The 22,935-nt window shown below is 39.7% G+C and carries 21 protein-coding genes and 1 riboswitch; of the genes, 16 read left to right on the forward strand and 5 right to left on the reverse strand.

Going from position 1 to position 22,935, the window contains the following annotated elements:
• The first annotated feature begins 59 nt into the window (after positions 1-59).
• A complete protein-coding gene (gene srlD, locus LM917_RS06330; protein WP_232696652.1) occupies positions 60-845 on the forward strand; it encodes a sorbitol-6-phosphate dehydrogenase in 786 nt (261 codons plus the stop codon).
• Between the two features lie 101 nt (positions 846-946).
• On the opposite strand, the gene LM917_RS06335 is transcribed toward srlD, so the two are convergent.
• Together LM917_RS06335 and LM917_RS06340 are read right to left on the reverse strand one after the other, a co-directional pair.
• Positions 947-1,516 carry a S4 domain-containing protein gene (locus LM917_RS06335; RefSeq protein WP_232696653.1) on the reverse strand — a complete coding sequence of 190 codons (570 nt, stop codon included), beginning with the start codon at positions 1,514-1,516 and terminating at the stop codon, positions 947-949.
• A 443-nt stretch (positions 1,517-1,959) separates the two neighbouring features.
• Complete coding sequence (locus tag LM917_RS06340; RefSeq protein ID WP_232696854.1) at positions 1,960-3,159, reverse strand: MFS transporter; 1,200 nt, start codon at positions 3,157-3,159, stop codon at positions 1,960-1,962.
• A 313-nt stretch (positions 3,160-3,472) separates the two neighbouring features.
• On the opposite strand from LM917_RS06340, the gene LM917_RS06345 reads away from it, so the two are divergent.
• The 7 genes from LM917_RS06345 to LM917_RS06375 all read left to right on the forward strand — a co-directional run bounded on the left by LM917_RS06345 (position 3,473) and on the right by LM917_RS06375 (position 8,376).
• The gene (locus tag LM917_RS06345) at positions 3,473-3,943 is read left to right on the forward strand and encodes a DinB family protein (RefSeq protein ID WP_232696654.1); all 471 of its coding nucleotides are present in this window, start codon (positions 3,473-3,475) and stop codon (positions 3,941-3,943) included.
• A 278-nt stretch (positions 3,944-4,221) separates the two neighbouring features.
• Complete coding sequence (locus LM917_RS06350; protein WP_232696655.1) at positions 4,222-4,992, forward strand: prolipoprotein diacylglyceryl transferase; 771 nt, start codon at positions 4,222-4,224, stop codon at positions 4,990-4,992.
• A 2-nt stretch (positions 4,993-4,994) separates the two neighbouring features.
• Positions 4,995-6,404: a radical SAM protein gene (locus LM917_RS06355; RefSeq protein WP_232696656.1), complete on the forward strand. Its 1,410-nt coding sequence runs from the start codon at positions 4,995-4,997 to the stop codon at positions 6,402-6,404.
• 1 nt (position 6,405) lies between these two features.
• Positions 6,406-6,720, forward strand: a complete 315-nt coding sequence (locus tag LM917_RS06360) for a hypothetical protein (RefSeq protein WP_232696657.1) — start codon at positions 6,406-6,408, stop codon at positions 6,718-6,720.
• Between the two features lie 261 nt (positions 6,721-6,981).
• Positions 6,982-7,719: a DsbA family protein gene (locus LM917_RS06365; RefSeq protein ID WP_232696658.1), complete on the forward strand. Its 738-nt coding sequence runs from the start codon at positions 6,982-6,984 to the stop codon at positions 7,717-7,719.
• Between the two features lie 3 nt (positions 7,720-7,722).
• Entirely contained in the window at positions 7,723-8,136 is a 414-nt protein-coding gene (locus LM917_RS06370) for a disulfide oxidoreductase (RefSeq protein WP_232696659.1), read from the forward strand.
• Between the two features lie 21 nt (positions 8,137-8,157).
• On the forward strand, positions 8,158-8,376 hold the full coding sequence (locus LM917_RS06375; protein ID WP_232696660.1) for a hypothetical protein: 219 nt from the start codon (positions 8,158-8,160) through the stop codon (positions 8,374-8,376).
• A gap of 5 nt (positions 8,377-8,381) precedes the next feature.
• Here LM917_RS06375 and LM917_RS06380 read toward each other — a convergent pair whose 3' ends face one another.
• Positions 8,382-9,506 (reverse strand): MFS transporter, encoded by a 1,125-nt coding sequence (locus LM917_RS06380; RefSeq protein ID WP_232696661.1) that lies wholly within the window; start codon positions 9,504-9,506, stop codon positions 8,382-8,384.
• A gap of 210 nt (positions 9,507-9,716) precedes the next feature.
• Here LM917_RS06380 and LM917_RS06385 point away from each other — a divergent pair, with 210 nt between their 5' ends.
• Both LM917_RS06385 and LM917_RS06390 read left to right on the forward strand, forming a co-directional pair.
• Positions 9,717-9,959, forward strand: a complete 243-nt coding sequence (locus tag LM917_RS06385) for a DUF2642 domain-containing protein (RefSeq protein ID WP_232696662.1) — start codon at positions 9,717-9,719, stop codon at positions 9,957-9,959.
• 86 nt (positions 9,960-10,045) lie between these two features.
• Positions 10,046-10,957 carry a manganese catalase family protein gene (locus LM917_RS06390; RefSeq protein WP_232696663.1) on the forward strand — a complete coding sequence of 304 codons (912 nt, stop codon included), beginning with the start codon at positions 10,046-10,048 and terminating at the stop codon, positions 10,955-10,957.
• A 151-nt stretch (positions 10,958-11,108) separates the two neighbouring features.
• Here LM917_RS06390 and LM917_RS06395 read toward each other — a convergent pair whose 3' ends face one another.
• Positions 11,109-11,996, reverse strand: coding sequence for a CAP domain-containing protein (locus LM917_RS06395; protein ID WP_232696664.1), 888 nt, complete (start codon positions 11,994-11,996; stop codon positions 11,109-11,111).
• Positions 11,997-12,001: 5 nt separating this feature from the next.
• Positions 12,002-12,184: riboswitch (cyclic di-AMP (ydaO/yuaA leader) on the reverse strand.
• 193 nt (positions 12,185-12,377) lie between these two features.
• Between LM917_RS06395 and LM917_RS06400 the strand changes: the two genes are divergently transcribed.
• From LM917_RS06400 to LM917_RS06420, 5 genes are all read left to right on the forward strand, one after another.
• Positions 12,378-13,127 carry a VOC family protein gene (locus LM917_RS06400; protein ID WP_232696665.1) on the forward strand — a complete coding sequence of 250 codons (750 nt, stop codon included), beginning with the start codon at positions 12,378-12,380 and terminating at the stop codon, positions 13,125-13,127.
• Positions 13,128-13,412: 285 nt separating this feature from the next.
• Complete coding sequence (locus LM917_RS06405; RefSeq protein ID WP_232696855.1) at positions 13,413-14,714, forward strand: sigma-54 interaction domain-containing protein; 1,302 nt, start codon at positions 13,413-13,415, stop codon at positions 14,712-14,714.
• Between the two features lie 303 nt (positions 14,715-15,017).
• Positions 15,018-16,403, forward strand: coding sequence for a GntP family permease (locus LM917_RS06410; protein ID WP_232696666.1), 1,386 nt, complete (start codon positions 15,018-15,020; stop codon positions 16,401-16,403).
• A 26-nt stretch (positions 16,404-16,429) separates the two neighbouring features.
• A complete protein-coding gene (locus LM917_RS06415; RefSeq protein ID WP_255667959.1) occupies positions 16,430-17,212 on the forward strand; it encodes a 3-hydroxybutyrate dehydrogenase in 783 nt (260 codons plus the stop codon).
• Positions 17,213-17,683: 471 nt separating this feature from the next.
• A complete protein-coding gene (locus LM917_RS06420; protein WP_232696667.1) occupies positions 17,684-19,363 on the forward strand; it encodes a CocE/NonD family hydrolase in 1,680 nt (559 codons plus the stop codon).
• A 214-nt stretch (positions 19,364-19,577) separates the two neighbouring features.
• Here the strand turns inward: LM917_RS06420 and LM917_RS06425 are convergent, their stop codons facing one another.
• Positions 19,578-19,865 (reverse strand): HesB/YadR/YfhF family protein, encoded by a 288-nt coding sequence (locus LM917_RS06425; protein ID WP_232696668.1) that lies wholly within the window; start codon positions 19,863-19,865, stop codon positions 19,578-19,580.
• A 459-nt stretch (positions 19,866-20,324) separates the two neighbouring features.
• On the opposite strand from LM917_RS06425, the gene adhE reads away from it, so the two are divergent.
• Complete coding sequence (adhE, locus tag LM917_RS06430) at positions 20,325-22,934, forward strand: bifunctional acetaldehyde-CoA/alcohol dehydrogenase (protein WP_232696669.1); 2,610 nt, start codon at positions 20,325-20,327, stop codon at positions 22,932-22,934.
• Position 22,935: the final 1 nt, after the last annotated feature.

Here is a 22,935-nt window from a genome sequence, read left to right on the forward strand (position 1 = left end):
AGTGTACATTAGAGAGAGAAATTACAGGCAGGAGAAACCATAACTGGAGGTCTACTATCATGGAAATCAATAATAAAAAAGTAGCAATTGTCGCAGGTGGAGGACAAAATCTAGGGGCTCAAATTTGCCGACGTTTGGCTGGTGAAGGCTATCATGTAGTTGTTGCTGACCTGAATAAAGAGAATGCCAATAAAGTTGCTGAGGAAATTACGGCACAAGGCGCTGTAAAAGCAATCGGTGTAGGTGTTAATCTGACAGTTGAAGCAGATGTAGCAAACATGGTGAAAACAGCTGTTGACGAGTTTGGACAAATTGACTTGCTCGTTTACAGTGCAGGTGTTGCAAAGGCTGCAAAAATTGATGCTTTCGATTTGAAAGATTGGAATATGACACTGACAGTAAATACGACAGGTTACTTCCTAGCAGCTCGTGAAGTATCGAAAGTAATGATTCCTCAAGGATTTGGTAATATCATCAACATCAGCTCCAAGTCAGGTAAAGTAGGTAGCAAGCATAATTCTGCATACTCTGCTTCAAAATTCGCATGCATGGGTCTGACACAAAGCTTGGCACTAGATTTGGCTGAACACAATATCCGGGTAAACTCGATCTTGCCAGGGAACCTATTGGAATCTCCAATGTTCCAAAGCTTGATTCCACAATATGCGAAAAAATTAGGTATTGCTGAGTCTGAAGTAGAACAAGTATACATTGATAAAGTACCGTTGAAACGCGGATGCACATATGATGACGTAGCAAACGCTGTTATTTTCTACAGTTCTGACAAAGCATCTTATATGACAGGTCAATCCGTAAATGTAACGGGTGGACAAGTCATGCACTAAGCATGCAAGGTAACAGATAAGAAGGTGCCGAGATAAGATATGTCTCGGCACCTTTTTTGCTATTTCGGGAAATTTTTATTAACAAAGCGTCTAACAAGCCCCTATGTGTCGCATGTAAGAACGATAGTGATGCAATCCTTAGCTACCATCTTCTTGCTAGGTTTGGTACATGTTTGGTTTACGAGGATTTGTCCCGATTTAATTTTCTCTGTGATTTGTGCTCGGCTCCAATCCGTAAAACGCTCTGCCAGTACTTTATCAAGCCGATGCGCTCCAATCACTTCCTCAAGAGAGATATGAAGTTGTGAGATTCCTGCTTGCTGAAGCCAAGAGAGGTTTACGGTTGAGCCCAGCCAAGCGATGTCATTATGCATCGTTGGAAAAGATTCTGCTACATGACGTTTTCCAGTTTTCCCCGCATGCTCCTGCATGAAGTCTGATTCCAGCACATGATCTGTAAATGCTTTGTAGACAGCCAGTTTTTTATTCCAGGTATGATCTCGTTCGCACTTATAAATAGCAAAGCGGAATATATTTTTTCCGTTTGCATTATGCCTGCGGATCATGGTGTCAGTGAAAAGTACGGTATCAGAACAATTTTTGCAGTACCTTCTGATTTTTAGTTGAGCGGTTGCTTCATGTAGTGACCAATTTATTTTATGTGTAGACATATTCCTTCACCTCGTATGGGATAAAGGAACGTAAACGTCTATTCGGACATAGTTGCAGAATTTTGCAACAAAACGGTCATGACCGTTTTGTTGGACCGCAAGCGGTCACATCCAGTTTTATGAAAAACGTCGAGACGTTTTTCATACAAAAAAGGGAATCCCTGTTATAGCGATTCCCCGGTATCATACATTCTGCAGATATCGTTATACGCTCCTTGTAATGGGAAAAATGGGCAGACGTATCCCGTATCAAAAAAGAAATTCTTTTTCGAAGGGACGTGCTATCCAGTTTAGTGGGCCATTACAAGGAGTTAGATGGCATACGTATAACGTGTCCTTTCCGTCCAAATAGGTTTGGAAGAATTTTACCATGTTGGATTATGATTTACAAGGAGTGTAAGTCGTCCAAAAATGCTTTCTAGGGATTTATCTCACTTAAGGGATTACGTTTGTCTTGCTATTTTATTCGTTTTTTCCTTAAGTCGTATTAGCATCATAATGCTTACTATAGTAAATAACACTCCAAACACTCCGAATACAAACGTTGAGTGAAATACAGCTAACAACAGACCAGAAATAACTGGTCCCACGGCCATTCCCATATACCTAATAAAGTTAAACATACCAATTGCGCTTCCTCTGTTATGTTCAAACTCATTCGTTATCATAGTAGCATATAGAGGCGTTAATATACCTATGGATATCCCATGAAAAACTAGAATAATAGACATACCCACTAGAGTAAACCAATTAGTCACAGCAAACAAAATAATACTTAAGGAAACCATAATATTTCCAAATACAAATAATTTTTTAAGTGGAATTTTAGCTTGAATATATGTAAACAACATACTGCCAATTATTAAACTTAAAGCAAGGGGTAAATAAAGTAATCCTACTATTTTTAAACTTAAATGATAATGATCTGTTAACAAAATAGGTAGATAAACAATAATTGAAAAATAAACAAAGAAAATACCAAAACTTAAGAGTAGAACGGAACTTCCTACTTTATTTTTACATACAGAGGTGTAGTGTAATAGGAGTGTTTTTATACGTATTGCCTTTTTTTCATCTGCATTATCTTTAGGGAAGTACATCCAATTCATTAAAAATAATATTGCTGATACTCCTACAAGGAACCAGAACACGCCAGAAAAGCTATACTGCTCACCTATAAATCCCCCAAGCACAGGAGCTATAGCTGGAGCTATTGATAATAGCATTTGATAAGTTCCCATCGCACTTCCGCTTTGGATTCCTTGAAAAAGTTGACCAATTGTAGTTGCTGCAATTAGCGGAATGGCAGCAGTTCCTACAGCTTGTAAAACCCTAAAAATAAGAAATAACGTAAAATTATTTGTAATTGCACAACCAATGCTAGAAACAATAGTTACTATTATGCTAGGAATAAGAATAAATCGAGCACCCTTACAATCAACTAGTGATCCAAAAACTATTTGCATAATAGCGGTAATGAAGATAAACAACGACACTGATAGGTTTACCATTGTTATAGAAACTTGAAAATCATCTCTAATTAATGGGATGATTGGAGAGTAAATATTTTGATTTAAAGATGCAAAAAAAGCACTTATACAAACTAAATATAGAATAAAATTAGAATGTAATGAATTGTCAATTAGTTATAAAATATTTACGTTTAATTTTCTAATGTACATACCATTAGAATCAGAAAAATACTATATTTAAAGGATTTTTCTATTGGTGGTGATAATTTTTCTCGTGTCTATATAACATTAATCACGATGCTTTTATTGATAGTATTATTGTTCACTGATAAACTATAAATCATTTCGTAGTGATTCAATAATACTGAGGAGAGTATCCAATATTTATGAAAAATAATATACACAAACAAACGTTACAAGTAATTGAAGACCTATTGTAAAAGAGAAAGAAATAACCACAAATAGCAATTCAAAGGGGGAAAATATGGACAAAGAATGGGTAGTAAAAGAAAAGCTGGATGTACTGGAATGGACCACATCTTTAAAACAGATATCTAACGAATTATGGTTCACTTCTTTTCGAGAAGGTTCCTGGGGAATTGCTGATGTGATTTCTCATTTCATTACATGGGATAAATTTTTGATCGATTACCGGATCACGTACATCATAGCGAATTCAAAATTTCCAGAAATTCAGCTAGACGTACAGGCAATGAACAAGGCAGCTTCTATTTTTGCAAGGTCGGGTATATCTAAAGAAGAGTTGATCGATCTATTTATTTCCACTAGAACAGAGCTAATTGCCCAAATAAACTCCATACCAGCTGAAAAGTTTAATCAACCTTATCTTGGGAATGAAAGGTTAGCATTACATGAATATTTCGGTGGATTAATTGAACATGATTTGAAGCACAAAGCACAAATTGATGCATTTATTGCGATGCAAAGGGAATGAAGTCGTTTACCTTATTTAAACAGGCAAAACTCCGGGATCAAACGTGAGGAGAATAGTAAGGGGGAAAAATGAATGGTAATGAAGATATAAGGCATTTTCTAGTACGTTGCTCGGGTAAGCATCGTAGAGCAAATGCCTTTTAGTATTTTAGTTTGGAGAAATGAATCAAAGGAACTAGGGTAGTCACTACCACAATATGGATAAAAAAGGTAAAATAAAAATATATTTAACACAAAAATCAGAAAAAAATGAAGGTTTACATGATGGAGTGAGTAGATTTGACCTTTCCTTATTACTTCAATATTGGCAGCTTACAGGTTCATCCTCATTTATTATTTGAATTGCTTGCGTACTTTATTGGTTTTCGATTGTATCTTTATACGAGGCGTAAGGAGCGACTTTCTCCTAAGCGCGCAATCTGGGTAGTAATAGGGGCAATTATTGGCGCAGCAGCAGGCTCCAAACTATTATTTCTTATGGAAGATCCAGCTAAGATAATAGCCAATTGGAATAACTACAGCTATCTCATGGGTGGTAAAACAATTGTGGGTGGACTGCTTGGTGGATTAATTGGTGTAGAGGTAACTAAAAAATGGATAGGGCATCAGGAATCTACAGGGGATGATCTTGTATTTCCCTTACTGACGGGCATGATGCTTGGAAGGATTGGCTGCTTTTTAACTGGCTTAGATGATCATACATATGGTACGCCGACAACAAGTCCTTTTGGTGTGGATTTTGGAGATGGTATACTCCGTCATCCTACGCAATTGTATGAAATCGTATTTTTAGCTCTCTTAGGTGTAGGATTTTACATGCTTCGATTAAAACAAAAGAGAGGCGCCTTTCAATTACCAGAAGGAGCGCAGTTCCAGTTGTTCATGACAGGATATCTTTTGTTTCGATTTTTCATTGACTTCATTAAACCAACGCCAGAATTGCTGGGTAACATGAACAACATGCAGTGGGCATGCTTGTTCGGACTCCTCTATTACGTAATTTGTATGAAAAAATGGACGCCGAAATTGTTTCAAGAAAGGATGAACTAACCATGCCAAAGAATAGACCCTATCTCTTTTACGAGCTGACAAATAGCATTTGCTCCACCTGTTATCGAAAAGTAGAGGCGAAGGTAATTATTCAGGATGATCTCGTATATTTAATGAAGTATTGCATGCAGCATGGTCGTGAAAAAGTACTGATTTCAACAGACGTCGAGTATTACAAAAGATGCCGTGAATTCATTAAACCAGCCGAGATGCCTTATGTGTGGAACACGCCCATCAAGTACGGCTGTCCCTATGACTGCGGTCTATGTCCCGATCATGAGCAGCATAGCTGCCTGACTTTGTTAGAGATCACCGACCATTGTAATCTTGAGTGCCCGATATGCTATGCAGAGTCTTCCCCAGAGCGAAGTAATTATCGTTCCATGGAGACAATTGAGAAAATGCTGGATGCGATTGTACAAAATGAACAGGAGCCAGATATTGTTCAGATAAGTGGGGGAGAACCTACCTTACATCCGCAGCTTTTTGAGATATTAGATATGGCAAAATCTAAACCAATCAAGCATATCATGGTTAATACCAACGGAATTCGTATTGCTCAGGATAAGGCTTTTGTAAAGAGACTTGCAAATTATTTGCCTGGCTTTGAGATCTATCTACAGTTTGATAGCTTTGAAAAGGAAGCCTTACAGGAACTACGAGGCCGTGATTTGCGAGAAATACGGAAGAAAGCAATTGAAAATCTGAATGAATATAACATATCGACTACATTGGTGGTTACCTTGAAAAAGGGGCTAAATGATGGGGAAGTAGGTAGTATTATTCAGTATGGATTAAACCAACCTGCTGTCAGAGGGGTTACATTTCAACCTGTTCAGCATGCAGGACGTATCGAGAACTTTGATCCATCCATAAATAGACTGACTCTAAGTGAAGTAAGGCAAATGATTATTGATCAATCAGGTATATTTGCTGCTGAGGATATTATCCCGGTACCGTGTCATCCTGATTGTCTTGCGATGGGCTATGCGTTAAAGCAGGGAGAACAGGTCATTCCACTGACTGGCTTGATTGATCCTCAAATCTTATTGGAAGGTGGACGTAACACCATCGTTTTTGAGCAGGATCAGTCACTGAGAGATCAGATTTTTACTCTGTTTTCTACTAATCATTCTCCAGAATCATCAGCTATGTCGTTAAAAGAACTTCTTTGTTGCCTTCCCAAGGTCTCTATCCCGGAATCGGTTACTTATCAGAATGTGTTCCGAGTGATTATTATGCAGTTTCTAGATCAGCATAATTTTGATGTTCGTTCCGTTAAAAAATCATGTGTACATATTGCTCACCCAGATGGAAGAATTATTCCCTTTGATACCTATAATCTTTTTTATCGGGATGATAAAGAGAATCTTTTGGAAGAAATCCGCAATGAGATGAAAAGAGGTGGGTGAGATGGAGATAAAAACGGATGACCCTGATAAATCGGGGAAAACAGATCGAACGTCAGAAGAGAATCGTAAACATACCATTCAGGTTTGGAAAGGGATTGGGCTTACGCTTATTTTGCATACACTATTTTTTCTTGTTGCAGGAATAGGAGGATCGTTCGTAATTGGTGTAGCTCAACTTATCTATATCATTCCATTGATGATTCTAACAATGAAGAATACTGGCTTGTTTCAAGGAGTTATTATTGGAGCGGTAGTTACATTTCTTGTGAATGCAGCTTGTTTTGGAATCGTTTTATTCCAACTCTCTACATGGTGAAGAGTTCTACCATCTAGTTACTTCCTAGAAATTTCTAATGAGAAGGTAAACATAGCATAAAGTTAGATGGTAGAATGATTTTTCTAGTATTATATTTACAAATTCTAGTATAATAAAAAAATAATAGAATTGTTTCTAATAATAGAGGTGTATAACTGCAAAGCCCCATTGCCAACTATCCTTACAATCTACTACGATTATAGGAAAGAAAATAACTTGAAATGAATAAGTGACTATAAAAATGTATGAGGTGATGAAATTTTGAAGGGGAAGCAGAAAAGTAAGAAACAGAGGAATCAAAAAGCAAGACAGAATGTTTCCAATGCTACTAATGACATAGCAAAATGGATTATCGGCGGTACTGCTTTAATTGCAGTGATTATTCTGGCATTTATTTTGTTCATGCCTAAAGCACCTGAAGTTGCAACGTTTGATTACAGCAATCAGCCTTACGTAGGAAATCCGGATGCACCAGTCAAAATCATTGAGTTCGGAGATTATAAGTGCCCGGCATGTAAAAGCTACAATGAACAAGCAATCCCAACTATGAAAAAGGAATTTGTGGATTCAGGACAAGCCCAAATCATCTTCATGAATTACGCATTTTTAAGTGTTGATTCCACACGTTCTGCTAAATTTGCTGAAGTAGTATTTGGCGAATTAGGAAATGATACGTTCTGGAAGTTCCACGATCATTTATTTACCAAACAGCCTGATAACCTTGAACTTGAAAAACAGGATGTATTCACAGACGAGTTTTTAGAAAAAACAGTGCTTGAAGTCACGGATGAGGCCCAAACGGCTCAGGTTATAAAGGCTTATAAAGAAGGGAAATATGAAGGAGCGTTCCAGGCTGATATGACCATGGCAGAAGCAGCTGGTATAAATGGAACCCCAGTTATTTTCGTTAATGGTGAGCGATATAAAGGAAACTCTTTTGCAGATCTGAAAAAGATGGTAGACAAGGCTTTTACTGAATCAAGTGTAAAGGGGCAATAATTGATGAACATTCCTTTGCTCATATCCTGGATAACATCCACGGTTGCGATGTTGGGAAGCCTTTATTTTAGTGAAGTGATGAAATTCATACCTTGTAATCTTTGTTGGTATCAGCGTATATTGATGTACCCATTGGTCATTGTGCTTGGGATCGCAGCATTCCGTAATGATACGCTCATATATAGGTATGCTTTACCATTTTCGATAATTGGTATGCTAACCTCTCTCTATCACTATGGAGTACAAAAGGTACCTTTTTTAAAGGAAAGTCCAATGTGCGGAGATGGTGTACCGTGTTCTGGTGAGTATATTAATTGGCTTGGTTTTATCACGATACCATTCTTGGCGTTGGTCGCATTTGTTATCATCACGATCTGTTTGTTTATTGTTAGAAAACAAGCAGCGCAAGAGGAATAATGTTCAGGTTTTAGCCAGAAAATGAATGAGTGGCTGGTGGTTTCTTCTTATAGAAACTATCAGCTTTTTTGGTTTGCTACTGTAGTGGGTTTGCAGGGGAAAAGCAAACCTAAATTCAAAAACAAAATAGCTGGTTTTCTTCCATATAAAAAAGTGCAACCCATGACTCTGCTAAGCAGACATTCATCAGTTGCACAGGTTATGTTACATGACTTGTATAATATTGATCGTAATTTCTAAGGTAGCTACGCTTTTCTACTAAACACCGCATATAGTAATCCCACAGCAGACAATCCAGCCATAAAGAAGTACAGAGCTGAGCCACCGCCCCAGTCTAATACAACTCCTCCTAGTATAGAACCAATAATGCTAGAAACACCGAAGAAAAGAATAGCTAAAACGGTTTGCCCGGTTGCTTTCCACTCTTCTGGAATAATGGTGTACAGATATTGAATGGAAGCTGTATAAAAGATAACAAATGAAATACCATGTAAAAGCTGTGTTACAACAATCCACTCTGGAGAAGGAGCGAGTGCCGATGCAATATAACGAATGATATACATTACGGCAGCAAATGAGATGAGTGTCCATTCTTTACCAGGCTTTAAAAACTTATGACTGAAGGCAAACAAGATAATTTCGCTGACTGCTGCTACGAACCAACCTTGCCCAATCAGACCGGTAGAGCCACCAGAAGATTGTATGTAGATACCCAGAAATGAATCGTTCATTCGATGAGGAATGGCGATTAAGAGTACAAGTAGAAAGAATCGCAGACTAGGTCCATATAACAAAAATTGTTTCAGAGTTTGCCAGGAAATGGGCTTAGATGTGCTAGACGAATCCTCCAATGTTGCAACGAGAAGAATTGATATAGCGCCAAAGAACAAATACAGTATCCAGATACTATCCATCCCCATCTTTTCTGCGAATATTCCTACCAAAAGGGAAGAAGTAGCATATCCAATGGGACCGAACATCCGAATAGAACCAAAGCTGATATTTCGCTTTTCTGCTGTCTGGAAATTAAGGCTTTCCGTAAGTGGATCTGTAGGCATGAAGAAAAAGTACATAAGACCTACAAGAATAGAAACACTCAACATATTTGAAGATTGAAATAATAATGTTCCAACCAACAAAGAGATGAAAAGCAGCCCTACTAGAATCTTTTTAATCGTTTTTACCTTATCACTAACAATTCCCCATAAAGGTTGAGAAATAATTCCAATAAACGATCCAACAGCGAGTAGAGAGCCAATTGTCGTGTTAGAAAAACCTTGTGATGCGAGATAAACAGGTAGGAAAGAAATAAAAATGGCTAATGTAGAAAAGTAGAACAAATTATAGCCACGGACGAGATGTGTCTGCATGGTACCTCCTTGTGGTTCTTGATGAGTCAATCATTATCCTACCAAGATACGTGGAAAAGGAAAAGGAATAATTTATGATTGAGTGTACCGACAATTTGCAATGAACATGCAGTGGTTCAATTCCTGCCTTCCTATACTCCTTTCATTAATGTCACCATCATATAAGCTCATTCATACTATAGGGCGAATACCTAGAGAGGAAGTGTTTTCATGAACACCTATGATCAACACGGATATTATGGAGCTACTCCCGGAATGGTAACGATAACAGAGCCGTATGTATTTCAGACACTGCAATCGTTAATGAGTAATTCGGTGACCATTCTGACAACGAGAGGAATCGTACAAGGAGTTGTATGCAATGTTTTACCTGATCATGTTGTGATAGAGAAAGCGGACACAATGTTCTTTGTCAGGCTTCCTGAGATTGTCTGGGTCATGCCTTCTTATTAAAGGGGTATGAAACAACCTTTTACCCTCATACATCCATAGTGGGAAATAAAATGTTATCTACTACTCACGGTTGGGGGGATGGAGAGTTGTTCACACGGATAGCCAAACTTCAGATTGAATTACCCAGATCGAAATATGCAGATGCAAACGCAGCGGCAGCTGTACAGGAATTGCTGGGCGGACGGTTCGGGGAAATGTCCACACTTAATAATTATATGTTTCAATCGCATAATTTTCGTCAAAAGAGAAAGCTGAAACCGTTTTATGATCTTGTTGCTAGTATTACGGCAGAAGAGATGGGGCATGTAGAGCTTGTAACCAATGCAATCAATCTCTGCTTGACTGGAACTACCTTTGCAGCAAATCCAAATGTCGCACCTTTGCAAGAAGGAAAAGACAAAAGAAATACCTACCATTATATCGTCAATGCCCAGACCGCCATAGTAGGTGATTCCATGGGAAAAGCGTGGGAGGGCTCGTATGTATTTAACAGTGGCAACTTGGTTCTTGATTTGTTGCACAACTTCTTTTTGGAGTGTGGCGCCAGAACTCATAAGATGCGGGTATACGAGATGTCAGAGCATCCAACTGCACGTGAGATGATCGGTTATTTACTGGTTAGAGGTGGCACACATATCATGGCTTATGCCAAAGCACTTGAGATTGCAACGGGAGTAGATATGACCAAAATGCTACCTATCCCTAATCTGGACAATCGTGCATTTGAAACAGCGCGTAAGTTTGAAGACATGGGTCTTGCCAATAAGCTGTTTACCTTTAGTGAATATGATTATCGTGATATTAAACTGATTTGGAATGGGAATAACCCTAAGACTGGTGAACCTCTTGAAGTAATAATCGGTACACCTGAGGGAGGGCCTATCCCAGATTTGGAAGACTTGCCGGAGGAGTTTGCTCCAGGAATCTCGCAGGAGGATTTTATGAAGATTGCCAAGAGATTGCAACGAGCAGCGGGAATACCTGATGAGGATTGCTAACAAAACTACAGCTAAGATATGAATTATCCGGCATGAGTAACAGATCTGTATCAAAAAAAAGAGGTGTAGCGCATGAGTTATAAGTAAGCTCTGCGCCACACCTCTTTTAATGAAACGTGTTACATATCTACATATATTAAATTAAGTTAAATTAGCCAGTGAATGCTTGTACCCAGTAACCTTCATGGAAACCAATTCCAATCGTAGTGAAGGATGGATTCATGATGTTTTCACGGTGTCCGCTGCTGTTCATCCAGTCTTTCATTACTTCCTCTGCGTTACGTTGACCTTCGGCGATGTTTTCACCTGCTGTTTTGTATTTAATTCCGTATTTGTCCATCATGTCAAATGGAGAACCATACGTAGGGCTGTTGTGGTCGAAGTAGTTGTTTTTAGCCATATCGATTGCTTTATCTTTTGCCATTTTGGATAGTTTTGAATCTAGTTTCAATGGTTGCAGGCCTGCTTTAGCTCGTTCCGCATTAACTATTGTTAGAACTTCTTGAGCTTCTTTATCTACTGAGGAATCAGTTCCTGGTTGTTCAACAGCAGGTTTGTCACCTGGGTTAATTTCGCCCTCTGGTTTGTTCCCAGGTATTTCACCAGGGATGGTCTCAGGTTTCTCAGGCTTTTCTGGTTTATTGATTTCTGGTTTTTCCTGTGGCTTTTCAGGCTTGTTCATTTCAGGCTTCGTATTTTTATCTGTAGATGGTTTTTCTTTTTTCAAGACATCACAAATCTGTTGTACCAGATCATTCTTATCCTTTTTAGTAGTGTCTTTAGTAGTAGCATTATTTTGTTTCTTCAGAAGAGACAAAACTGTGTCAGAAGACAGACACTTCTTTGTAGTTTCTGCATCAAGATTCAGATTCAACAAAGTAGATAGTGCATCCTGTTGGTTGGAATTAAGCTGGGACACAGGAATAGCTTTTGTCATAACAACTGGCGTTGCAGCAAAGGCAGAGGTAGACATTCCTGCTATAGCCATACCAATTGCTAGGGAAAAAATAGTTTTAGACATAATGCTTCTTTTTTTCATTACGTATATCTCCTTTTAGTTACCTACGAGGTTAGTTGTCGGGTTCGGATTGAGGATACAAACCTACGCTATGTATTAAAACGATTCACCCCATGCGAGTCTACTAAAAAAGCAATAGTAGATTTTCGCCAGTGAAGAATTCCCCCGCACTTCCTTGTTGGTTTTGGAAGTTTCGGCACCCCTAGAATAACAAAATTATACCAAGGTAAAAACCTTCGTTTTTTGGTAATATTACAATAATTTACCTATAAAAAAGGGTGGTCCTTCCTTAGTTGGGTGTGATATGGGCAAAAAATAGCATTATTGGGAAGAAAAAGAGGGGGAATCAGGAAGTAGAAGAAATAAATAACTAAAAAAAGAAGAAAGAAAAGAGGTGTGAAAATGAAAGAATATGTAAATTTTGAAGGGGTTTTTCGGTTTTATTTACCTGTACAAGACAGGCAAAAAGCTAAAGAGTGGTACTGCAATCATCTTGGTATGAAATTGCACCAGGAAGAGGAGCAACATGTAATCTTATCTCTTTTGACGGGTCCAACACTGCAATTGTTTCAGTGTGAAAATGTGAATCAATATTCGGTAGCTCCTTTTATGATCAAAACGGTAGATGGAAAGGCATGTCATAAGCGTTTGACAGAGAATAGTGTAGAGACTACTCCGGTGGAAGAATTCTATCATTACTGGTGTTTCTCACTGATAGATCCCGATGGTAATCCAATAGAGATAACTGGAGAACAGCTGGAAGGGTATAAAGATAATGATATGATCATTATGCAAGGGAACTTTTTTGCTGTGAGCAATTTGGAACGCACGTTAGCGTGGTATGAAAAACATTTTGGAGCAGATGTGGAATACGACTTCACTATGAATTCTCTTGTGGCTACTAATACTAGAGCTGTTACGTTTCATAATTTGCCTATTTCATTGGTAGAGTCACCAATCTCTCAACTTGTTCATCGGCAATGTACGATTCGTACTACCAATATCGAAGCTGATTACGAGCATCTTAAGGGTTCTGGAGTAGAAGTGACAGAGCTGTACGAAACAACTGAAGGAAATAGGATGTTTTGTTATATCGACCCAGACGGCTATGAGATTGGAGTATGCCAGCCGACATGGGTGAACAGAAAATAGTAATAAAACTGATTTCGTGAAAGTGAGTCTGTGTCGTACCGTTTATGAGAAATTTTCGGTAAGATACAGGCTCTTTGCGTGAAGATATGAGGAACATAAACATTTTTCTATCTCCTTAAAGTCGTTAACAGTTTGAAATGTTTTCATAATCTTTAAAATATGCAATTATTTTAGTAAGCAGTTTATTTTGAAACGACATCGGAAAGAGGGGGAAGCAACGTGTCATCTGATCCCACTTTTTATACAACCCTTTTGGAAGCGGTTTTTGAAAAGGCTTATGAATGTATGGTTATAACTGATCCAGAAGGAATCATTTTGTTTATGAACAATAGCTATCGTGACTTTTTGGGAGCAGTAGACCCTGTTGGAAAACATATCACGCAGGTAATTGAAAATACACGGATGCATATTGTAGCGAAAACAGGAAAACAGGAGATTGCCGAGATTCAAAAGATTAATGGCAGAGAAATGATTGCGAATCGAGTGCCAATCTATAACGGGGATACTATGGTTGCAGTTCTGGGGACGGTTATGTTTCAGGATGTGCGTCAATTACATGCTTTAGCAGCCAATATAGATCAACTGAAACAGGAATTGGCGTACTACAAGGGTGAGCTACACAGGAAGCTAGGTGCTGCATATACATTCGACCAAATCGTCAGCATTAGCCACGAGATGCAACAATGTAAAGCATTGGCGGAGAAGGTTGCAAATAGCGATACTACCGTACTGATTACGGGAGAAAGTGGTACGGGCAAAGAACTGTTCGCTCACGCTATTCACGCAGCCAGCAGAAGAGCTATGGGTCCGTTTATCCGCGTGAACTGTGCGGCGATCCCCGACAGCCTTTTGGAATCTGAACTATTTGGTTATGAAGAAGGGGCTTTTACAGGGGCACTGCGTAAGGGGAAGAAAGGTAAATTCGAACTGGCTGATCGTGGAACTTTATTACTGGATGAAATAGGGGACATGCCTCATAACTTACAGGCAAAGCTGCTTCGTATCTTACAGGAAAAAGAAGTGGAGAGAATAGGCGGAAGTCATCCTATCCCCATTAATGTAAGAGTAATTGCCTCAACGAACAGAGATTTGACTACCTTAATGAAAGAAGGTCACTTTCGTGAGGATTTATTTTATCGGTTGCATGTGGTGTCTATTCATATTCCTCCGATCCGAAAACGAATAGAAGATTTGCCAGAGCTGGTAAATGTTCTGCTTGACCAGTTAATGGAATCAACCGGAATTATCGTGAAAGAAATTGACGAACGTGCGTGGGAATTAATTCGTTATCACACATGGCCAGGGAATGTTAGGGAATTGAGAAACATGCTTGAGCGTGCCTTACATATGATGGACGGTAAAAGATTAGAGCTAGAGCATGTTATTCTTCCTGTTCCAGGCGTTAAGCAACAAGATAATCAAGTACCGACATTAAAAGAGGTATTAGCTGAAGCAGAGAAAGAGGCAGTGCTTCGAGCCGTACAAGCAGCAGGTGGCAACAAACGAAAGGCAGCCAAAATGTTAGGCATCGGAAAATCTAGCTTTTATCAAAAATGGGATAAAATAACGATACAACCCCAAAAATAAGTCCGAAAATCAGGAAAGAGTCCACATTTCTGGACTCTTTATTTTTTTTTAATAAGAGTAAGCAACAATGGCCTTTTTTATCTTGTTATATCTGGTCGTTCGATTGTGGACTCATTTGATTTTTCCATAAATATGGACATTTTGTGAATGGTGCATTTTTGAAAGAGCATTCAGGAATCTTCGATTGGTTTGATATCGCTTACATTTTAATGGATTTGAACAATTTGTGTGTTTTTGGCATGGTTTCTGCTTAATGAAAGAGTATGGTGGCGATTAAGTCACAAGGAAAGTGAGGTTTTATTCATGTTTATTGAAATCATTGCAATTGTTCTGGCCCTTGGTCTGTTAATGGTTTTTGCTTATCGGGGCTATCCAGTCATTATTTTTGCTCCTATTTTTACCATGTTGGCAGTAGCTTTATCAGGAATTGCATTGTTACCAAGCTATACAGAGGTCTTTATGACGAATGCTGCTAACTACGTAAAATCATTCTTCCCGATCTTCCTACTTGGGGCTGTATTTGGGAAAGTGATGGAGCTAAATGGAGCAGCATCCTCTATTGCACAAACCTTTGTTAAAGGACTTGGCTCCAAACGTGCCATACTATCCATTGTACTTGCTTGTGCAGTATTAACGTATGGCGGGGTTTCCCTGTTTGTTGTTGCCTTTGCTGTATATCCATTTGCTGCGGCTCTGTTTAGAGAAGCAAATATTCCTAAGCGATTAATCCCGGGTACGATCGCACTAGGTGCCTTCACATTTACAATGGATGCTCTTCCAGGTACTCCTCAAATTCAAAACATCATTCCAACAAACTATTTTGGAACAGACGCGTATGCTGCTCCATGGGTTGGGATTATTGGTGGATTAATCATTTTTGTAGGTGGTATGTGGTGGTTGGAGAGAAGACGTAAACAAGCTGAATTGGCTGGAGAAGGTTATGGTGATAAACATAAGAATGAACCAGAATTGGTGAAAGAGGATCAAAAGTATCCACACATTACATTAGCAGTGTTGCCACTGGCGCTTGTTCTCATTACGAACTATATGCTTAGCAGAGGATTTTTCCCTGTAGATTCTTGGTACGATGCCACTATGTTGAACGATCAGTTTAAGATTGCCAATGTTAAAACCGTTGCATCCTCCTGGTCTCTTATCATTGCGCTGCTTGTAGGTACGATTGCGGCTCTTCTGATCAATGCTAAGGGAGTAAGCAATAAACTGGCTACAGGTCTGACAACAGCAGCAGCTGGTGCTCTTCTTGCCATTTTTAACACCGCGTCCGAGGTTGGATTCGGTAACGTTGTAAAAACTCTACCTGGTTTTAAAGCAATTCAGGAATGGGTGCTTAACGCAAGTAGTCATCCATTGGTCTCTGAAGCAGTAGCTGTTAACGTGCTGGCTGGTATTACTGGTTCGGCATCAGGTGGTTTGTCCATTGCGCTGGAAGTAATGGGACAACGTTATATGGAAATGGCAGCAGCAGTAGGAATTGGTCCTGAAATGCTTCACCGTATCGCTTCTATGGCTTCCGGTGGTATGGACACGTTGCCTCATAATGGTGCGGTTATCACACTTCTTGCCATTACTGGCTTGACACACCGTCAATCCTATAAAGATATTTTTGCGATTACTGTTCTAAAAACCGTTACGGTATTCTTGCTGGCGTTTGCTATCTCATTACTATAAATCTACAGACAGGAGGAGACGAACATATGGGGATCTTACAAGATCGTGTCGCTCTAATTACAGGGGCAGCAAGTGGAATTGGGTTTGAAATGGCGAAACATTTTGCTTCCGAAGGCGCCATTATTGCTATTACCGACAACCGTGTAGAAGCGGCAGAGAAAGCTGCTGAACAACTCCGTTCCGAAGGTCACCGTGCCATGGGAATAGGGATTGATGTAACTAGTGAAGAACAGTTTTCTCTTGGTATCAATGAAGTAGTCAAACAATACGGAAAATTGGATATTCTGGTGAATAATGCAGGTCTTCAACATGTTTCTCCTATTGAAGATTTTCCTACAGATAAATTTGAGTTCATGCTTCGGGTAATGCTGGTAGGGCCGTTTATTGGAATCAAGCACGCCTTCCCGATTATGAAAAAACAAGGGTACGGTCGCATCCTGAATGTATCTTCTATCAATGGTCTAATTGGATTTGCAGGGAAAGCAGCCTATAACAGCTCCAAGCATGGCGTAATTGGTCTGACAAAAGTAGCTGCGCTGGAAGGAGCAACAGATGGTATTACCGTTAATGCGATCTGCCCAGGCTATGTCGATACTCCGCTGGTTCGCAATCAGTTGGAGGATCTGGCAAAAACTCGTCAAGTTCCACTGGAGAGCGTACTAGAAGAAATCATTTACCCGCTCGTTCCACAAAAACGTCTCTTGTCAGTAGAGGAAATCGCAGACTATGCGGCGGTTTTGGTAAGCGATAAGCTAAGAGGCGTAACAGGTACTGCTGCTGTCATTGACGGTGGTTATACCGTGCAATAAAAAGTAGAGAGATTGCTCCTATGTATAAGGAGCAGTCTTTTTTATAAGATCAGAGAGTATATAATTTTCAGGTATGAAGACCTATAAATGACTACTGAAGTGGGCATGCAGAAGAAGCTCAGTTTTTGTCTGCGAACTCGTTAAGGTCCCGCAAGAAAGCAATGACTGTCCGCTACTGGGCAAAGAGTGCGGAAAGTGCAAAAAGATGGAATTGCTACGCAGTATCTCATGGGTTGCACTTTTTAATCCGCACTCTTTACCCAGTAGCTAGGTAGGACCTTAAATAGTTCTGGACAAAAACTGAGCTTCTTCTGCAACGGGCGGTAGACAAATAAAAAAGCTGGTTTTCTCCCCGACAGTAGGAAGAAAACGATCTTTTTTATTTGCAAAAGTTTCAAATACATTCGTAAGTAGATTGGCTATAATAGAATCAGCAAATATAAAGAAAAATCAGAAAACGGAGGTAAGAGAATGGCTAACCACAGTCCTAAACACAAGGTTCGAATTGATCGTGATGTACGTGTACCGATGAGAGATGGTATTACCTTGTCTGCTGATATTTATCGACCTGAGGGAGAGGAAACCTATCCTGCTATTGTTGTAAGAACCCCATACCTTAAGGGACAGACATTTATCCATAAAAGAGCCTCGTTATATGCCGAGCAAGGATATGCTGTCATGTACATGGACGTTAGGGGAAGAGGTGATTCTGATGGAGAGTTCATTCCTTATCGAAATGAAGGGATAGATGGATACGACAGCATTGAATGGATGGCGAACCAGCCTTGGTGTAATGGTGCTGTAGGAACAATGGGTGGGTCATATCTGGGTAGAATTCAGTGGTTAACTGCTCTGCAAAAGCCTCCTCATCTAAAAGCCATGATATGCTCGGTCACCCCATCTGATCCGTTCGTAGAGTGGCCTACTGGCGTTCCTACTCCCCATCATATTTGCTGGCTCCATATGGTAAGTGGACGAATGATGCAAAATGTAGATGTGATCGATTGGGAAAAGATTTATGAACAGCTTCCACTCTCCTCTATGGGAGAGCAGGTAGGTAAAAAGTTTCCTCTTTGGGAGGAAGAATGCGAGCACGATAGATTGGATGACTGGTGGAAACAAATATCCTACCAGGACAAATTCGATCAGATAGATTTGCCTATCTTACATATTTCCGGTTGGTATGATGATGAACAAATTGGAACACCGCTTAATTTTCATGGAGTGACCCAGCATGGGGCTAGTGAGCAAACAAGAGCGAGTCAAAAGCTACTAATGGGCCCGTGGGGACATCAGATCAACGCTTCCACCAAAGTGGGGGATACAGAATTTGGTCCTGATGCACTGATTGATCTGGAAGGATATCAGCTTCGTTTCTTTGATTACTGGTTGAAAAAAGAAGAGAATGATCTTATGGAAGAGCCTCCAGTAGATATTTTCATAATGGGGGAGAATGTGTGGCGCAAAGAACAGGAGTGGCCGCTTGCCCGGACAAATTGGCAAAAATTCTATCTGCACAGCAAAGGAAAAGCAAATAGCAAATTCGGAGATGGATGGTTGTCTAGAGAACTACCTGACGCAGAGAATGGAGAAGCCGAGGTAGACCGATATCAGTATGATCCAGCTAATCCCGTTCCTTTTATTACTGAAGCCACCTCATCACAGATTGGGGGACCAGATGATTATTCAGCGATAGAGCGTCGGGATGATGTTCTTGTATATTCAACAGAAGTACTGACAGAGGATGTCGAAGTAACAGGTCCAATCAAAATGCAGCTGTTTGCTGCTTCTAGTGCAACAGATACCGATTATATGGTCAAGTTACTTGATGTATGGCCAAACGGAGTAGTGCAGCGACTGACGGATGGAATGGTGCGGGCACGCTTTCGGAAGGGAATGGAGCATCCAGAGCTAATTGAACCTGACAAGGTATATGAATATACGGTGGACTGCTGGAATACTTGTCATGTATTTAAAAAAGGACACCAGATTCGAATTGAGGTAGCCTCCAGTGCATTCCCGAAATACGATCGAAATCTAAATACGGGTGAACATTTGGGACACGGTAGCAGGATGATTGTTGCCGATCAGACGATTTATCACAATCATCAATATCCATCAGCGGTACTTTTGCCAATAATACCGCGATAATGTACATGAATCTGTAAAAGAACTATTCAAAAAAATGGAGATTTACATTTAACAAAGATTGAATTACTTATCTATGTCTGCAAAAATATGAGTTACAGTATACAACCATTGATCGCTCTCCACCTAGCTAAGAATAGCTAAGGTAGAGATCAAAAAAAAGCAGGCTATGGTAATTTTTTGTTCACCACAAGCCTGCTTTTTTTAAAAACTTATGTTAATCAAAATGGAAGGTAATCTCTTCTTTTTCTGCATCGAAGTCGACCTTCATGTTTTTTCCTTCTACAAACCAGAGATCATCTTGTTCAAAGAAGAATGTAATATCATCTGCTAGTACAGATACGGCTATCTCTTTCGGATCAGCTTTCATAACGCCCATGGAATAACTGGTATGTAAGCTGGTACCACCTCCATAGCGGACGAAGAAACGCACAAAATCACCATGTGCAAATCCCCAGTCTTTCTTAAACCATGAGAGGGCCTGTGGTGTAATTGTTATTTTCATAATGAAAGCCACTCCTTTATGTGAGCCTTGAAAAAAGACTTGTATAGTATGCTGTTTCCTATAGTAGTAGCATAACAAATGCAGAGGGTGACGTGTAAGCAGGAAAAAGGCGCAAAGTGTTAAAAATGAACAACTCTTTTATTGCAAGAAAAAATAGGTAACATTATTTTTTATTATATGTGATTATTATCATATGCAATCAATTTTGCGTGGTATAAGATTGGAAGTGTAGAAAACATGATTCAAGTTTACTACAAAGTTTTAAAGAAATGCCGACTTAGTTACTATCAGTAAATGGTTTGTTGTCTCACAGCTTCAATGGATTATCAGAAATGATAAACGAAAATTGGGGGGCAGCTTCTTGTGATGAAGTTTTTTTTGAGTACTCATGTGAAATAATTCACAAATAGCTGGTAGTTAGAGAAAAAGGGTTCATATGTTAAAGGAGGAAGCGTAACCATGGCCAAAGAAACACAGATGCAGGTATTAACTGAGGAAGAGATTGTTAAACAGGAAATCGACAGTCTAGTTTCCAAAGGGAATCAAGCACTTCAAGAATTTGCGAATTATGATCAAGAACAAATTGATCAGATTATCAAAGCGATGGCATTGGCAGGTCTCGACAAACATATTGAATTAGCAAAACATGCACATGAAGAAACTGGTCGAGGTGTTTTTGAAGACAAGATGATTAAAAACATTTTCGCTACTGAATATATCTATAACAGCATTAAAAAGAATAAAACAGTTGGCGTTATTAATGTTGATGAACAAAACGGTTTGATGGAAATTGCAGAACCAATTGGTGTAATTGCTGGGGTAACGCCTGTTACAAACCCAACTTCCACTACCATGTTTAAAGCACTTATCTCTATTAAAACTAGAAACCCAATCATTTTCGCTTTCCATCCATCTGCTCAAAACAGCAGTGCGGCAGCAGCTCGCGTTCTTTATGAAGCAGCAGTAAAAGCAGGCGCTCCTGAACATTGTATTCAATGGGTTGAAAAACCATCTCTAGAAGGAACAAAACAATTGATGAACCACCCAGGTACTGCTCTAGTTCTGGCAACAGGTGGATCTGCGATGGTTAAATCCGCATACAGCACTGGTAAACCAGCACTTGGTGTAGGTCCTGGTAACGTACCTTGCTACATCGAAAAAACAGCTCAACTAGAACGTGCAGTAACTGACCTGATTCTATCTAAATCATTTGATAATGGTATGATTTGTGCTTCTGAGCAAGCAGTAATCTTCGATGAACAAATCTATGACCGTGCTAAAAAACTAATGATAGCTAGCAAATGCCACTTCTTAACTCCAGATGAAAAAGCAAAAGTTGAGAAATTGGTAATTGACGAAAATAAATGTGCAGTTAACCCTACTATAGTAGGTAAACCAGCTTATGAAATCGCTAAGCTTGCAGGGGTTAAAGTACCTGAAGATACTAAAATTTTGGTAGCAGAATTAACTGGTGTAGGTCCAGATCATCCACTATCCCGTGAAAAACTGAGTCCAGTACTTGCTTGCTACAAAGTGAAAAACTCTGATGAAGGATTCAAGCGTGCAGAAGAAATGCTGGAATTCGGCGGACTTGGTCACACAGCGGTTATTCACACTGAAAATGATGACTTGATCGAAGCATACGGAAAACGCATGAAAGCTTGCCGTATCGTTGTTAACTCTCCATCTTCCCAAGGTGCGATTGGTGACCTTTACAACGAAATGATTCCATCTCTAACTCTTGGTTGCGGTTCTTATGGACGTAACTCCATCTCTACCAACGTTAGTGCAGTGCATATGATCAACGTCAAAAAGGTGGCGAAGCGACGCGTGAACATGCAATGGTTCAAGATTCCAGAAAAAATCTACATGTACAAAGATTGCATTCAGTACTTGCAATCCATGGAAAACATTTCGAAAGCAGTTATCGTAACGGACCCAGCGATGGTGAAATTAGGTTATGTTGATAAAGTATTGGATAACCTTCGCGCTCGCTCTCAATATGTACATTGCAAAGTATTTGATCAGGTAGAACCTGATCCATCTACAACTACTGTACAAAAAGGTACAGAATTGATGGCGCAATTCCAACCAGATGTAATCATCGCACTTGGTGGGGGTTCCGCAATGGACGCAGCGAAAGCAATGTGGCTGTTCTATGAATATCCAAATGAAGAGTTCTCTAACCTGCGTCAAAAATTCTTAGATATCCGCAAACGTGTATACAAATTCCCTAAATTGGGACGTCTGGCTCAGTTCGTAGCGATTCCAACTACATCTGGTACAGGTTCTGAGGTTACACCGTTTGCTGTAATCACTGATAAAGAGAAAAACCTGAAGTACCCAATCGCTGACTATGAATTGACTCCTGACGTAGTTATTCTTGATCCACAGTTTGTAATGACTGTACCAAAAGCAATCACTGCTGATACAGGTATGGACGTTCTGACTCATGCGATGGAAGCCTATGTATCTGTAATGGCTAATGACTTCACAGATGGTTTAGCTCTAAAAGCAATCCAATTGATCTCTGAATATCTGCCACGCGCTTACAAGGATGGTTCTGACGCAGTTGCTCGTGAGAAAGTACATCACGCTTCTTGCATGGCTGGTATGGCGTTTGCCAATGCTTTCCTTGGAATCAACCACAGCTTGGCGCATAAACTGGGTGCGGAATTCCATATTCCACATGGTCGCTCCAATACGATCCTGATGCCACACGTCATTCGTTATAATGCGACTGTGCCTAATAAATTTGCTTCATTCCCGAGATATGGACGTTTCGTAGCGCATGAGCGTTATGCAGACATCGCTCGCTTGTTGAATCTGCCAGCAAAAACGACTGAAGAAGGCGTAGAGAGCCTGATTAAAGAAGTAATTCGCTTGGCAAAAGAATTGGATATCCCAATGAGTATTGAAGCGAATGGCGTATCCAAAGAGCACTTTGAAGCACAAGTTGACCGTTTGGCATTACTAGCCTTTGAAGACCAATGTACAACAGCTAATCCAAAAATGCCCCTTGTTAGTGAATTGGCTGAGATCTACCGTAAAGCTTTCAAAGGCGTGTAAG

The sequence above is a fragment of the Brevibacillus daliensis genome, assembly GCF_021245735.1.
GTDB lineage: Bacteria > Bacillota > Bacilli > Brevibacillales > Brevibacillaceae > Brevibacillus_B > Brevibacillus_B daliensis.

What these genes read in the sequence shown, in the direction of transcription:
- LM917_RS06395 (WP_232696664.1), bottom strand. Translation starts at nt 11,996, where the DNA reads ATGAAAAAAAGAAGCATTATGTCTAAAACTATTTTTTCCCTAGCAATT.
- LM917_RS06360 (WP_232696657.1), top strand. Translation starts at nt 6,406, where the DNA reads ATGGAGATAAAAACGGATGACCCTGATAAATCGGGGAAAACAGATCGA.
- srlD (WP_232696652.1), top strand. Translation starts at nt 60, where the DNA reads ATGGAAATCAATAATAAAAAAGTAGCAATTGTCGCAGGTGGAGGACAA.
- LM917_RS06335 (WP_232696653.1), bottom strand. Translation starts at nt 1,516, where the DNA reads ATGTCTACACATAAAATAAATTGGTCACTACATGAAGCAACCGCTCAA.
- LM917_RS06425 (WP_232696668.1), bottom strand. Translation starts at nt 19,865, where the DNA reads ATGAAAATAACAATTACACCACAGGCCCTCTCATGGTTTAAGAAAGAC.
- LM917_RS06420 (WP_232696667.1), top strand. Translation starts at nt 17,684, where the DNA reads ATGGCTAACCACAGTCCTAAACACAAGGTTCGAATTGATCGTGATGTA.
- LM917_RS06405 (WP_232696855.1), top strand. Translation starts at nt 13,413, where the DNA reads ATGGTTATAACTGATCCAGAAGGAATCATTTTGTTTATGAACAATAGC.
- LM917_RS06410 (WP_232696666.1), top strand. Translation starts at nt 15,018, where the DNA reads ATGTTTATTGAAATCATTGCAATTGTTCTGGCCCTTGGTCTGTTAATG.
- LM917_RS06400 (WP_232696665.1), top strand. Translation starts at nt 12,378, where the DNA reads ATGAAAGAATATGTAAATTTTGAAGGGGTTTTTCGGTTTTATTTACCT.
- LM917_RS06380 (WP_232696661.1), bottom strand. Translation starts at nt 9,506, where the DNA reads ATGCAGACACATCTCGTCCGTGGCTATAATTTGTTCTACTTTTCTACA.
- LM917_RS06345 (WP_232696654.1), top strand. Translation starts at nt 3,473, where the DNA reads ATGGACAAAGAATGGGTAGTAAAAGAAAAGCTGGATGTACTGGAATGG.
- LM917_RS06415 (WP_255667959.1), top strand. Translation starts at nt 16,430, where the DNA reads ATGGGGATCTTACAAGATCGTGTCGCTCTAATTACAGGGGCAGCAAGT.
- LM917_RS06385 (WP_232696662.1), top strand. Translation starts at nt 9,717, where the DNA reads ATGAACACCTATGATCAACACGGATATTATGGAGCTACTCCCGGAATG.
- LM917_RS06355 (WP_232696656.1), top strand. Translation starts at nt 4,995, where the DNA reads ATGCCAAAGAATAGACCCTATCTCTTTTACGAGCTGACAAATAGCATT.
- LM917_RS06370 (WP_232696659.1), top strand. Translation starts at nt 7,723, where the DNA reads ATGAACATTCCTTTGCTCATATCCTGGATAACATCCACGGTTGCGATG.
- LM917_RS06375 (WP_232696660.1), top strand. Translation starts at nt 8,158, where the DNA reads ATGAATGAGTGGCTGGTGGTTTCTTCTTATAGAAACTATCAGCTTTTT.
- adhE (WP_232696669.1), top strand. Translation starts at nt 20,325, where the DNA reads ATGGCCAAAGAAACACAGATGCAGGTATTAACTGAGGAAGAGATTGTT.